The 12,013-nt window shown below is 70.8% G+C and carries 14 protein-coding genes; all 14 read left to right on the forward strand.

Annotated elements, in window-relative coordinates:
* Positions 1-32 precede the first annotated feature (32 nt).
* The 14 genes from CV755_RS16360 (at position 33) to CV755_RS16430 (ending at position 11,973) form a co-directional block, all read left to right on the forward strand.
* A complete protein-coding gene (locus CV755_RS16360) occupies positions 33-1,172 on the forward strand; it encodes a hypothetical protein (protein ID WP_338323666.1) in 1,140 nt (379 codons plus the stop codon).
* Positions 1,169-1,552, forward strand: a complete 384-nt coding sequence (locus tag CV755_RS16365) for an RRQRL motif-containing zinc-binding protein (protein ID WP_109280974.1) — start codon at positions 1,169-1,171, stop codon at positions 1,550-1,552. Before CV755_RS16360 ends, CV755_RS16365 begins: the two co-directional genes overlap by 4 nt.
* Before the next feature lie 22 nt (positions 1,553-1,574).
* Positions 1,575-1,901 carry a hypothetical protein gene (locus CV755_RS16370; protein ID WP_109280975.1) on the forward strand — a complete coding sequence of 109 codons (327 nt, stop codon included), beginning with the start codon at positions 1,575-1,577 and terminating at the stop codon, positions 1,899-1,901.
* 177 nt (positions 1,902-2,078) lie between these two features.
* Positions 2,079-2,474 (forward strand): hypothetical protein, encoded by a 396-nt coding sequence (locus CV755_RS16375; RefSeq protein WP_241561248.1) that lies wholly within the window; start codon positions 2,079-2,081, stop codon positions 2,472-2,474.
* Positions 2,475-2,487: 13 nt separating this feature from the next.
* Positions 2,488-3,003, forward strand: a complete 516-nt coding sequence (traA, locus tag CV755_RS16380; RefSeq protein ID WP_241561250.1) for a plasmid transfer protein TraA — start codon at positions 2,488-2,490, stop codon at positions 3,001-3,003.
* Between the two features lie 12 nt (positions 3,004-3,015).
* Entirely contained in the window at positions 3,016-5,043 is a 2,028-nt protein-coding gene (gene traB / locus CV755_RS16385) for a plasmid transfer protein TraB (RefSeq protein ID WP_109280977.1), read from the forward strand.
* A gap of 168 nt (positions 5,044-5,211) precedes the next feature.
* On the forward strand, positions 5,212-5,658 hold the full coding sequence (locus CV755_RS16390; protein WP_109280978.1) for a hypothetical protein: 447 nt from the start codon (positions 5,212-5,214) through the stop codon (positions 5,656-5,658).
* Positions 5,659-5,673: 15 nt separating this feature from the next.
* Positions 5,674-5,976: a hypothetical protein gene (locus CV755_RS16395; protein ID WP_109280979.1), complete on the forward strand. Its 303-nt coding sequence runs from the start codon at positions 5,674-5,676 to the stop codon at positions 5,974-5,976.
* Between the two features lie 21 nt (positions 5,977-5,997).
* On the forward strand, positions 5,998-6,444 hold the full coding sequence (gene ssb / locus CV755_RS16400) for a single-stranded DNA-binding protein (protein ID WP_109280980.1): 447 nt from the start codon (positions 5,998-6,000) through the stop codon (positions 6,442-6,444).
* A gap of 89 nt (positions 6,445-6,533) precedes the next feature.
* Complete coding sequence (locus tag CV755_RS16405) at positions 6,534-7,811, forward strand: DNA cytosine methyltransferase (protein WP_109280981.1); 1,278 nt, start codon at positions 6,534-6,536, stop codon at positions 7,809-7,811.
* A gap of 89 nt (positions 7,812-7,900) precedes the next feature.
* A complete protein-coding gene (locus CV755_RS16410; RefSeq protein WP_109280982.1) occupies positions 7,901-8,836 on the forward strand; it encodes a bifunctional DNA primase/polymerase in 936 nt (311 codons plus the stop codon).
* 358 nt (positions 8,837-9,194) lie between these two features.
* A complete protein-coding gene (locus tag CV755_RS16420) occupies positions 9,195-10,451 on the forward strand; it encodes a DUF3631 domain-containing protein (protein ID WP_109280984.1) in 1,257 nt (418 codons plus the stop codon).
* Between the two features lie 176 nt (positions 10,452-10,627).
* Entirely contained in the window at positions 10,628-10,828 is a 201-nt protein-coding gene (locus CV755_RS16425; RefSeq protein WP_109280985.1) for a helix-turn-helix domain-containing protein, read from the forward strand.
* A complete protein-coding gene (locus tag CV755_RS16430) occupies positions 10,828-11,973 on the forward strand; it encodes a tyrosine-type recombinase/integrase (RefSeq protein WP_109280986.1) in 1,146 nt (381 codons plus the stop codon). Before CV755_RS16425 ends, CV755_RS16430 begins: the two co-directional genes overlap by 1 nt.
* Positions 11,974-12,013: the final 40 nt, after the last annotated feature.

The following is a 12,013-nucleotide window of genomic DNA, read 5'->3' on the forward strand; positions in this document are numbered from 1 at the left end:
TCCTAGTCCTGGGCGCCGCGGCGGTGCCCGTGGTGGCGTTCGGTGCCCTGGGTGCGCTCGGCACTTACAGCAACATCGTCAGTGTCTTCCGGCGGTCGGCCACCGCGCTGGGCGTAGTGGCCGCGGGCGAGGGTGCCACGCTCGTTCTGGCCCTGGTGCTGGTGGGCCTGACCTCGCTGGGGCAGTCCTCGCCGGCGGCCGTTCGCTTCGGTCTGTGGGCGCTTCCTGCGGTCGCGTCCCTGACCGGGGCCGTCATCGCGCCGACCATGGTGGAGATGGTGGTGTTCGCCGTGACTCCGCTGGCCATGTGCGTGTCGGCGGAGGGCATGGGTCTGCTGGCCCGCCGGATCGTGGTCTACCGCACCGGCGTGGACACCGAGGCTCAGCGTCGTGACGCGGCGGTTGTGCGCAGGCTGGCCTACCACCGGGCCCGCGCGGCGAACCATCCCGGCGAGCGGGCCCGTGAGCGCTCTGAGCGGGCGTCCTGGCGGCTGGCCCGGCAGATCGGTATCGGGGATGCGTCGCTGGGCGGGCGGCTGTTGGAGGTACAGCGGGAGCGGGTGGCGGCCGGTGCGGATGCCGCGCTGGCGGACATGTTCTCGGTGCCCGTCACGTCCGTGACGGCACCCGTGACGCCCGTGACGGCCCCTGTGACGTCGAGCGTGACGCCGGATGACGAACCGACTTCCGCGCCCGGCAGTGGCCTTCCCGTGTGGGGCGAAGTCCCTGCGGATCCGGGGGGCGTCACGGATGACTGTGACGCGGAAGGCACGCAGGTCAGCGGGTCTTTCCCGGAGGGTGTGACGGCTTGGGACGATCCGGTGCCGTTCTGGCCGGAGCCTGCCGTCACGGCGCCCGGCGCCGCTGGTGATGAGCCGGACGGGGCCGAGCCGGACGACGATGAGGCGGAACCCTTGTGGGAGCCGCGTCGGCAGACCGTGACGCTGGCGGACGTGGCCGCCGTGGCGGGCGTGCCCACGCCCGAACCCGGCGAGTCACTGAGTGACCTTCAGCTGATCGTGGTCATGCGGTATCTGCGGTACTCCGCCGAGCCGCCCCTGTCCTACCGTCACGCCGTCATGGCGTTCCGGGAAGCCGGGTTCGTCGGCGGTGAAGCGCGTGTGCGGGCCGCGTGGGGCGCTGTGATGTCCCATGAGGAGAGCGCGCCGTGAGCGGGGTGTTCGGCCGGTGCTGGGACCCTTCCGGCGCCTTGCATGGGATACCGACTTTCCCATGGCGGCTGGCGCCGGAGGGTCTGGCGACTCGCCGACAGCTGCGGGCCCGTGGGCTGCGCCCTGGTGGCCAGCCCATCGCGGCCCAGATCATGCGCTGCTCCCGCCGCCGCAGGGCGGGGGTGGCCGTCGCCTACCTCTACCGCATCGACCAGGCCCAGCCGGTCAGGCCGATGACCCCGGCCCGGCGGGCGGCGCTGGAGCGTGCCATGACCGCCCGCCGCACCTGCCCGGCCTGCCGAACGGACGCCGGGTACTGCATCCCGCGCTCGCTCGGCATGTGTGTCACCTGCGCCTACCCGGACGGACAGAGCCACTGACCTGGCAAGGAGCCGCGTCCTCATGCGCAAAGACCGCACGCTGCGCCTGCTGTCCCTCGCCGCGTCCTTCGGGACCGGCACCTGGACGGCCACCGACATCGGTATCGAGCTCGCCGGTTACGGAGTGCCGTTGACCTTGACGGTTGGCTGTGCCCTCACGGTGTGCGCGTCCGTCACCACCTTTGGAACCTCGGTGGCCGACGCGTTGACCACCGCCACCTACCGGTGCCCCGCGCCCGGGTGCAGCTTCAAGGCCCAGGTCCGCCACGCCAGCCCCGGCATGAGCCGACGCTGGCAGGAGATCGCAGCCGCGCACCCGGGGCACGAACTGAGCCGCCGCGGCACCTGAACAGGCACTACGGGCCTGCCGCTCACCGCCGGCGGGTGGCAGGCCCCATTCCTCGCTTCTCCCGCTTTTCGATTGGGAGGTTTCCCCTTGTCCAGCCGTATGCGCGTGCGGAGGGGGTTCACCACCGTCCGTATCCCGCGTCAACGTGGGCGCACCACTGCGCCGTTCGTGGTGGTGGTGCCTGAACGGTCCTCGCTGCTGTGGGGGCTGCTGGGTTTCCTCGGCGGGGCGGTGTGGGCCCGTCGCCGGGGTTTCGTCCCGCTCGTTCTCGCCTTGCTCGCCCTGGTCGGCACGGCGCTGCTGCACACCGTGGCGCCGTGGTCCGGCTTCTTTCTCGCTGCGCTGGCCGCCGTGCCGATGGTGTGGCTGGTGGTCGTCCAGCAGCGGCATCCGGCCGCCCGCCGCTCGGTGTTGGGGTGGCGTCTGGCTCTGGCCCTGCTGGCGACATCCGTCCTGGCCTGGCTGGCGCTGGCCGTCTGTTTCGGGCCGCTCGCCGAGCCGCTGGGCCTGTGGCTGCTGGCCACCGCCCTTGCCGCGCAGGCCGCTTGGCTTCTCGTCCGCCGCCCGCACTGACCAAGGAGAGTCCATGTCCCCTCAGGACAACGGTGTTCGGTTCGCCAAGGGCAACGGCACCAAGGTCAACAGCAAGACACTGTTCGCACCCGGCATCACGCTCAACGTCAACTCCGGCAACCGCAACAGCGGCGGCGGCTCGATGGGCGCCGCTCACGGGGGCCGTCCGCACGCCGAAGCGCTGCTTCCCGCCCCGGAGTTCACCTCCCCGGCTCAGGTGCGGCACTACTGCAACAGCCTGCGGGCCGCGGCTGTCACCTTGTCCATTGAGGTGGCCATGGGCGCGGAAATCCTCAAGGGCGTCCTCGGTGCGGTGCCCGACCCGGAAGGCCGCATCGGTGGGTCCCGCATGCGTGCCGCGAAGGTCAGCCGCAAGCTCCAGAAGTGCGCGGACGCGCTGAGGGACGCGGCGAAGAACGCGGCGGCCACCTACGCCCTGTTCCAGCAGCAGTACGAGGAGGAGATCAACCGTGTCCGCCACCGTGCCCGGCGCCCGCACGCGCCGCGCATGGACTGGGCCCAGCAGTAGGGAGGCTCGGTGATGAGCGAGCGCAACGCCGTTGAGCAGCAGTACGAGGAACAGCTCCGGGGCCCTTCCGGCTCCTCCGGGGCCACCAGTTATGTGCTCCACCGGGCCAAGCCCCACCTGCCGCCCTGGTGCGGTGTTGCGGCCACCGGTCTGGCCGGGGTGTTCGGCCATGCGCGGTGGGCCAACAGCGCGGCGGCGGGCGTCGGTCTGACCCTGGCCTCTGTCGCGCTGACCGGGGTGACCTGGTGGGCGGGCAAGGCGGGCAGTCAGCAGCGCCGTCTGCACTCCGCCATCACCGTGGCCGCCGCCACTTCGTGGTGCACCGCCGCCTGCCTGGCCGGACCGGCCACCGGCCCGTTGCCGGACTTGTACCTGATGGGCGGCCCGGCCGTGGCCTTGTCCTGGAACGTCCGTGTGGTCATGCGCCGCAACCCCGACGCGGCAGGCCACGGCTCGGACAGCGGGTTGCTGGAGAAGGTGGGGCTGGCCCGGGCGCAGATCGGCGCGGCCAAGGTCGAGCCCAACCGCGTCACCGCACCGGTCACTTTGGAGGCCGGCAGGCAGACCAACAACGATGTGACCAAGAGCCTGCCGTTGATCGCATCCGCGCTGGACCTGCCGGCCACCGCCATCCGCTACACGCCCAATCCGGCGTCGGCTCGGCGCGGTGAGCTGGTCATCGTGCCAGAAGACATGCTGGCCGAGGTCATCGAGTGGGAAGGGCCCTCCCGGCTGGGCGGATCGATTGCGGAACCGCTGGTCATCGGGCGTTACGACGATGGATCGCCGCTTCGCCTCTGGCTCCCCGGTGACCCGGAAGCCGGGCGTAACTCCACTCACCTGCTGATCGCGGGTGTGTCCGGCTCCGGCAAGGGTGACACCGCGCTCAACGTGCTGACGGAGATCCTGTCTCGTCAGGACGTGGTGGTGTGGATGTCCGACCCGAAGGCGTTCCAGGACTTCGCCCCGCTCAGGCCGGGCCTGGACTGGGCCGTTGAGGGCGGCACCGGCACGGAAGTCATGGTGGAGGCCGTCAAGGCAGCCATTCCGGCGCGCACGCGCTGGCTGGGTGCCCACAGCTACCGCCAGTGGGTCCGTGAGGCGGCCGAGACCCAGACCAGCCGGGATCACACCTGCCGCCCCGATGGGCAGCCCTGTGGCTGCCCGGGGATGCCGTTCCTGGTGGCGTGGATGGAGGAGGGGGCCAACACCCTCCGGGCGCTGGGCGACGATGCGTTCACCGGTATCGCCCAGGAAGCCCGCTCGGCGGGTATCGCGCTGGTGGTCTCCCTTCAGCGGCCGTCGTACGACCAGATGTCCACCAGCACCCGCGCATCGCTGCCGTCCGTGATCGCGCTGGGCTGCGACCCGCGCGACGAGGGGTTCTCTCTGCCGGAGGCGGTGCTGGACGCGGGCGCCCATCCCGGCGCGTGGGGCAACCGGCGGCCCGGCTACTGCTACCTGGTCAGCCCCGGGGTCCCTGACGACCGCTACCCCTCCCCGGGCCGGACCTGGCACTTCTCCTCCCGGGCTATCTCCGCCATGGAAGTGCTGGCCTCCTGGGCCCAGCGCAACGGCGCCAGTGCCGGGCCCGTCACCGCCCAGGCGGCCGCCGGCGTCGCCGGGCAGCTCTACACCGGCCGGGCGGCCCCCGGCACCCCGGCGGCGGCACCGGCCACCGCGGAGGAGGACGACATGGACCACGGGCTTCTGGTGGACCCCGAGGACGCAGACCTTGACCCGGAAGCCGAGCTGCCGGAGTGCGAGCCGGGTGACGACGCCCCCCTGTTCGGTCGGGAAACGGGCCGGAAGCCGTCCCCGGAGGAGGCACGGCGCCTGTTCGCCAAGGCGCTGGAGGAGTTCGAGACCGAGGGCCGGATGGTGGTGGGTCCGAAGGACTTCACCGACTGGTGTGACGCCCACGGCTACAGCCGCCCCTGGGTCTCCGAACGGCTCAAGGAAGCCGCCCTTGAGGGGCGCCTGGAACCGACCAGCAAAACCGGCCGCTGGCGCATCGTCCCGGCTCTCGCCGACGCCTGACACTTCCTGACAGTCACGACCGCCTGACACCCAAACCCCTAGGCAGACGCGCTGTCACGCGGCCCTGACACCGCCCGCTGACGCCACCTGACACCTACGCCTGACACCTGCGCGGGCCCGCGCCACCTTCCTGGTGCGGGCCCGCCGCCTATCTCCGAGGAGGACGGCATGCCCCGCGCCCAGTCGCCCGAGCCCATCGAAGTCCACCACCCGGTACCCCTCCCCCCGCCGCACGCCGCCGCACTCACGCCCGTCCAACCGGGGGCGCAGCCCGCGGTGCAAAGCGTCCAGCTCCCGGACGGCCGCATCGTCACCGGCTACACCCTCACCCCCACCCCACCGCCCGCGACCGCCCACCAGCCGGCCGTCTCCCGCACGGCGGTGAACGTCGCCCTCGGCGGTATCGGGTTCGCCGCGGTCTGCGGCGGCCTGCTGCTGCTGGCCTCGTTCCTCGCCGCGCTGGCTGCCCTCGTGCACCAGCTCATCATCCTGGCCGCCATCGTCTTCGGCGGCTGGATCGCCGCCCAAGTCCTCCACCCTCGCCGCCCCGACAGCGGCGGCACGGTCGTCAACATCCGCCGCGCCATCTTCAAACGCAACCACTTCCACCACTGAAGGAAGCCAACCCTCGTGATCCGACTGCGAATCCACCGCACCACATGGCCCCGCCATGCGCTGGTGCTCACCGACACGCCCCGCCCCGACTGCCGTCGCTGCGACGGTGACGGAGGCATGACGCACGACTACGGCGACCCCGTGACCGGCGAGTACGCCGGAACGGACTGGGAGCCCTGCACCTGCTGGAACGAACACCGCCGCTGGATTCTCCTGCCCCTGCCGCGCCCGCCGCGCCGACTCCGCACCAGCCGCACCCCCGCCGCTGTCTCCGACCCGTGGGCTGCCACCGGGCACAGCGAGGAACCCCCCTTCTGACACCAACTCGAAGGAGAACCAATGTCGTTCGGAGAAACCCCGATCACCGTCATCGGCAACCTGACCGCGGACCCGGAGCTGAAGTTCACCAACTCCGGCCACGCACTGGCGAAGTTCACCCTCGCGGCCACCCCGCGCGTCTTCGACCGCGAGAGCAACCAGTGGAAGGACGGCACATCCACCTTCTTCCGCTGCTCCGCCTGGCGCGCCCTCGCCGAGCACATCGCCGGAAGCCTGGCCAAGGGCTCCCGCGTGGTGGCCTACGGCCGTATCCGCCAGCACAACTGGCAAACCCCCCAGGGCGAGAACCGCTCCATGCTCGCCCTGGAAATCGATGACATCGGCGCGTCCCTGCGCTTCACCACCGTCGCCATCGACGGCAAGCACACCACCAGCACCGCCCCGTCCGCCGACACGTGGAACACCGCGGACACCTCCACCGAGGCGGGCAACGAGCCGCCGTTCTAGACCCGCCCGGGGCGACCGCCCGATCTCGCCAAAGACACACGGTCGCCCCGGCCAACCAGTCGCTACACGACCTGTTGGAGGCATCCAGCATGACCCACCGCTCCTTAGCGCTGCCGGAGGGCGGCAACATCAGCTTGTGCACCGGGTCCGGTGCGCTGGACCTGGCCGTGGAAGCCGTCACCGGTCTGCCCACGGTCATGGTCGCGGAGAAGGACCCGGCCGCCTCTCGGCTGCTGGCCGCCCGCCTGCCCCATGCCCGCAACCTGGGCGACATCAAAGCCGTGGACTGGGCGGTCCTGTCCGCCTCGCTGCCGCGTCCGGCGGCGCTGACCGCCGGCTTTCCCTGCCAGGACATTTCCAACGCCGGGCCTCGGGGAGGGATCGCCGGTGACCGCTCAGGACTGTGGAAACACGTCGCCCACGCCATTCGCCGTCTTCGACCCCGGCTCGTGTTCCTGGAAAACGTCGCCGCCATCCGCAGCCGGGGACTCGACGTCGTCGCCGCGGACCTGGCCGCGTGCGGGTATGACGCGCGATGGATGTGCCTACGAGCTTCAGACCCCGAAATCGGGGCCTGTCACCGGCGGGACCGCTGGTTCGCCCTCGCCTATCCGGCTGCTGAAAACCCCCACCTCCCAACTGGGACGCAACGGCGGACCCCAGCACCCGGACAAGCGCCGCGCCGGCGGGCACGGGCCCACGCTGGAGGACGAAGTGGTCTTCTTGCTGCCCCCGACGGACGCATGACCCTGCTGCCCACCCCGGCCGCCGCCGACGGAACCGGCGGACCCGGAACCTCCCCCAAGCGCAAGGGCGGCATGAACCTGCGTACCGCCGTCACCCTGCTGCCCACCCCAGCGGCCCGCGACTGGAAGTCCGGCGCCTCCAACCTGCTGGAGACCAACTCCCGTCCACTGAACGAAGTGGTGGTCAATCTGCTGCCCACCCCCAAAGCATCGGATGGCCCGCACGGCGGCCCCAACCAGCGCGACAAAACCGGGAATTACTACCTTCCCGGACAGGCCGTCCGCCTGGACGGGCGGTGGGTGGCCACCAACGGCACCGACTACGGGCCCGCCATCCGCCGCTGGGAGGCAGTGCTGGGACGCCCCGCACCCGAACCCACAGAACCTGGGACCAAGGGCAACCGCCGGCTGTCCCCGGCGTTCGTGGAATGGATGATGGGCGCCGAACCCGGCTGGGTGACCAGCCCGGACCTGGGACTCTCCCGCTCCGACCAGCTCAAAATCCTCGGCAACGGCGTGGTCATCCACCAGGCCGTCCACGCCTACCGCGCACTGCTCGGCACCCTCGCGCCCGAAACAGCAGGCTCCACCCCGGCCCAACTCGCCCTGGACATCGCCTAAAACACGCCCGGGGCGACCGCCCGATCTCGCCAAAGACACGCGGTCGCCCCGGCCAACCAGTCGCTACACGACCCGTTGGAGGCACCAGCATGACCCAACACGCCCCCGAACGGCGAGCGTCAACCAGCCAAACGCGGCTGCTTGACGCCGCCCTGCGCGCCGCCCGGAACCGCTGGCACGTCCACCCCCTCCGCCCCGGCCAGAAGAGCCCTGCCCTGCACGGGGAGCGCACCTGCCCCCGGACCGGCGAATGCCAGGACGGGCACCGTAAGTGGGAAGACCGAGCCACCACCGACCCCGCGCGCATCCGCCGCGCCTGGGCCGCCGGCCCGTTCAACATCGGTATCGCCACCGGCCCGTCCAACCTGCTCGTAGTCGATCTGGACGTGCCCAAGGACAAGGGCAGTTCGGACGCGCCTGACGGCGCGACATCCTTCAAGGCGCTCTGCGAGCGCGCCGACCACCGCTGGCCCCGCACCTACACGGTGCGGACGCCCAGCGGCGGTCTCCACCTGTACTTCTGGGTCTGGCTCCCCGAGCGTCTTCCCTGCACCGCCGGCACCCTCGCCCCGCACATCGACACCCGCGCCTGGGGCGGAAACATCGTCGCCGCAGGCAGTACCACCCCCGAGGGCACCTACACCGTGGTGACGGACCTGCCACCGGCCAGCCTGCCCTACTGGCTGCTGGAACTCCTGCACACCCCGCCCAAACCCCCTGCCACACCGGCCGCGCCCCGGCTTGTCGCGCCCGGATGTGCCACCCCGCGGGCCAAGGCGGCCCTGGCGCGGGAAACGGCCGAGGTGGAGGCAACAGCCGAGGGCGGGCGTAACGCGCGGCTGCTGGCGGGCGCCCGCGCCATGGGCCGGTTCGTCGCCTGGGGCGAAGTCCGGCGAGATCAGGTGGAGTTGGCGTTTCAGGCGGCGGGTGAGGCGGCCGGGCTGTCTGCGGCCGAGTGCCGCGCCACCATCCGCAGCGCCCTGGACTGGTCCATCCGCACCTGCCGCCCCAGGGAGGCAGCGTGAGCGCCACTTCTCCCCGCCCCGCCCCTGAAAAGCCCCTGTGGGGCCCCGGCTCCGCCAACTGCGGCCAGGGGGCAGCTTCGCCGTGCGACGGAGAAAGGGCCGCCCGTCAGGGCGCCCTTTCAGCTCTTCCCACCGCCTCCCGCGGAACCCCCGCGGCGGCGGGTGACGGTCGGTGGCCCGTGGCCTGGCTCCACATCCGTGCGCCCAGGGCCGCTATCCCTACCGCCACTTCGATCTGCGCGTGCGGCCGGAGCCGCCACGCTGCGGGCCAACGCAGGGTGCTGGCGCTCATCGAAGACCACCAAGCCCACCGCGCCCACTGCCCCCTGCGCACCACCGAGGAAAGGAGGAACGCCGCATGACCAGCGCCGCCGAGCCCGCACCGTCCATCGACGGCGCGGCCCTGCTTGACGAAGTGGAAGCGTTCCACCGCCGCTTCAACGTCTTTCCCACCGAAGCCGCCTATGTGGCCGTGACGCTGTGGGACGCCCATGCTCACCTCATCGATGCCTTCGACAGCACAGCCCGTCTGGCGTTCCTCTCACCGGAACCCGGATCGGGCAAGTCCCGCGCCCTGGAGATCGTGGAAACCCTCACCCCACGCGCGGTCACCACCGTCAACGCCTCCGCCAACGCACTGTTCCGGCTCGTGGAAGCCGGCGGCGGGACACCCACGCTGCTCTTCGATGAGATCGATACCGTCTTCGGTCCCAAAGCCGGCGGCAACGAGGAGGTGCGGGGGTTTTTGAACTCCGGCTACCGGCGCGGGGCCAAGTCTCTGCGCTGCGTCGGGGACGGCTCGAACCAGAGCACCGAGTGGTTCTCCTCGTTCTGCGCGGTTGCCATGGCCGGGCTTGGCTCCCTGCCGGACACCATCCTGACCCGCTCGGTCATCATCCGCATGCGCAAGAAGGCCCCCAACGAGAAGGCCGAGCCCTACCGCCGACGCGTCCACGAAAAGCAGGGCCACGTCCTGCGGGACCGGCTCGCCGACTGGGCCGCCACCGTGCGCCACCAAGTCGCCGAAGCCTGGCCCGAGATGCCCGAGGGGGTCACCGACCGGCCCGCCGACGTCTGGGAACCACTACTCGCGGTCGCAGACGCGGCCGGCGGCCACTGGCCGGACCGGGCCCGTGCCGCCTGCATCGAACTCATCAAGGCAGCCCAGGAAGGCGACGAAGCCTCCCTCGGCGTACGTCTGTTGACCGACCTGCGCGACCGGGTGTTCGGCGGCGCCGACCGCATGCCCACCGCCGCCATCCTCGAAGTCCTCCTCGGACTGGACGACGCCCCCTGGGCCGACCTGAACGACGATGGCAAACCGCTCACCGCCCGCGGTCTGTCCAAGCTCCTCAGCCAGTACGTCCGCCCCGACAACTCCCCTATCCGGCCCCGGGGCATCCGCGTCGGCAGCGGCACCCCCAAGGGCTACTACGCGGACGACCTCACCGACGCCTGGGCCCGCTACTGCCCCCCTCCCCCTGGAAAGTCCGCAACATCCGCAACAGCCGCAACACCGCAGGTCAGAGAGGGTGAATCCGTGGCGGAAGCCCCCGCCGAAAGCCGCCACATGCTCGCGGAAAACGGCACACCCCAACTGCGTCTCGCAGGCTGACCAGTCCCACCCCCTCCGGTGCGGGCGCGCCGCAGCGTGCCCGCACCTATCCGCAACACAACCGCCATCCGCCACACATCCAAGCCGCTGACCAGCAATGTTGCGGCGTGGCGGATGTTGCGGACTTCCCAGAAGGGGCCACGGGGCCCCGACGCTCGCCTAGGAGGCTGTCCCGGATGAGCACCGCCCTCCCCACCACCCATGAAGCACTGACCGTCCCGGAAGTCATGAAAGCCCTGCGCTACAGCCGGTCGCGGGTCTACGACCTGATTCGCTCGGGCGTCCTGCCCTCCTTCAAGGAAGGGCACCTCCGACGCGTTCCCGCCGACGCCCTCAGCGCCTACCTGCGAGCCAAGCTCCTTGAGGAGATTGCCTGATGGCACGCAAGCGGAACCCCAACGGTGCCGGCAGCATCTGGCAGCGCAAGGACGGGCGGTTCGAGGCCCGTGTGTACGTACCTCAGCCGGACGGCACCCGTAAGCGGAAGACCGTGTACGGCGCGACCTGGGCCGAGTGCGACGCCAAGCGCCAGGAGTTGATCCGACGCGATCGTCAAGGAATTCCGACCCCAACCCGCTCGGCGAAGCTCTCGGAGTGGCTGCCGTACTGGTTGGAGGAGTTCGTCAAACCCGAGCGCAAGAAGACTACTTACGCGAAGTACGAGACGCACATCCGGCGATACCTCGTCCCGCTGCTCGGCACGAAGCGGCTGGAGAACCTTGGCGTGCCGGACGTTCGGCGCATGCTCTCCGCCGTGGCGTCTCAAGCGTCCCCGGCGACGGCGAAGGAGTCGCACCGGGTGCTGCGAAGTGCTCTCACGGCCGCCTGCCGCGAGGAGTTGATCAGCCGCAACGTGGTGCAGCTCGTCCCGGCGCCGCGCGTCCAGCCGCGGGAGCTGACGCCCTGGAACCTGGACGAGACGCTGCTGTTCCTGGAACAGGCCAGAGGGGATGCTCTCTATGCCGCGTTCGTCCTGGCTGTCGCGCTGGGGCTGCGGCGCGGCGAGATTCTGGGGCTCCGGTGGTGTGATATCGACCTGGACCGCCGGATGCTAACCGTGCGGAACCAACTCCAGCGGGTGCAGAAGGAGTTGTACGCGGATACCACCAAAAACCGGCGCACGCGCACGATCCCGGTACCGCTGATGTGCATTGCCCCACTCCGTTGGCAGCGTTTGCGCCAGCGTGAGCAGTGCCGGGAAGCCAAGCGGGCGTGGGACGAGACGGGCTATGTGTTCACCACCCGGACCGGCCGGCCGGTCGAGCCCAGAAACCTCAGCCGGTCATTCGAGCGGATCGCGGCCGCAGCCGGGCTGCCGAGAATCCGGCTGCACGACGCCCGCCACGGGTGCGCCACCCTGCTGTTCGCCGCCGGGGTCCGGCCGCGGGTGGTGATGGAGATTCTGGGTCACTCCCAGATCGCGGTGACCATGAACACCTACACCCACGTTTCGGACGACACCCGCCGTGAGGCCATGGGTCACATGGACCGGCTGTTGAAGCGGCGGCGGCACTCCGCGTAGGGCCACTGCCGTCGATCCCTGCCGTCAAAAGACCCCGCAG

This window comes from Streptomyces orinoci (assembly GCF_003121295.1).
Classification (GTDB): Bacteria; Actinomycetota; Actinomycetes; order Streptomycetales; family Streptomycetaceae; genus Streptomyces; species Streptomyces orinoci.

Coding starts and splice junctions, on each gene's coding strand:
- CV755_RS16370 (WP_109280975.1), top strand. CDS start 1,575: ATGCGCAAAGACCGCACGCTGCGCCTGCTGTCCCTCGCCGCGTCCTTC.
- traA (WP_241561250.1), top strand. CDS start 2,488: ATGTCCCCTCAGGACAACGGTGTTCGGTTCGCCAAGGGCAACGGCACC.
- traB (WP_109280977.1), top strand. CDS start 3,016: ATGAGCGAGCGCAACGCCGTTGAGCAGCAGTACGAGGAACAGCTCCGG.
- CV755_RS16390 (WP_109280978.1), top strand. CDS start 5,212: ATGCCCCGCGCCCAGTCGCCCGAGCCCATCGAAGTCCACCACCCGGTA.
- ssb (WP_109280980.1), top strand. CDS start 5,998: ATGTCGTTCGGAGAAACCCCGATCACCGTCATCGGCAACCTGACCGCG.
- CV755_RS16405 (WP_109280981.1), top strand. CDS start 6,534: ATGACCCACCGCTCCTTAGCGCTGCCGGAGGGCGGCAACATCAGCTTG.
- CV755_RS16410 (WP_109280982.1), top strand. CDS start 7,901: ATGACCCAACACGCCCCCGAACGGCGAGCGTCAACCAGCCAAACGCGG.
- CV755_RS16420 (WP_109280984.1), top strand. CDS start 9,195: ATGACCAGCGCCGCCGAGCCCGCACCGTCCATCGACGGCGCGGCCCTG.
- CV755_RS16425 (WP_109280985.1), top strand. CDS start 10,628: ATGAGCACCGCCCTCCCCACCACCCATGAAGCACTGACCGTCCCGGAA.
- CV755_RS16430 (WP_109280986.1), top strand. CDS start 10,828: ATGGCACGCAAGCGGAACCCCAACGGTGCCGGCAGCATCTGGCAGCGC.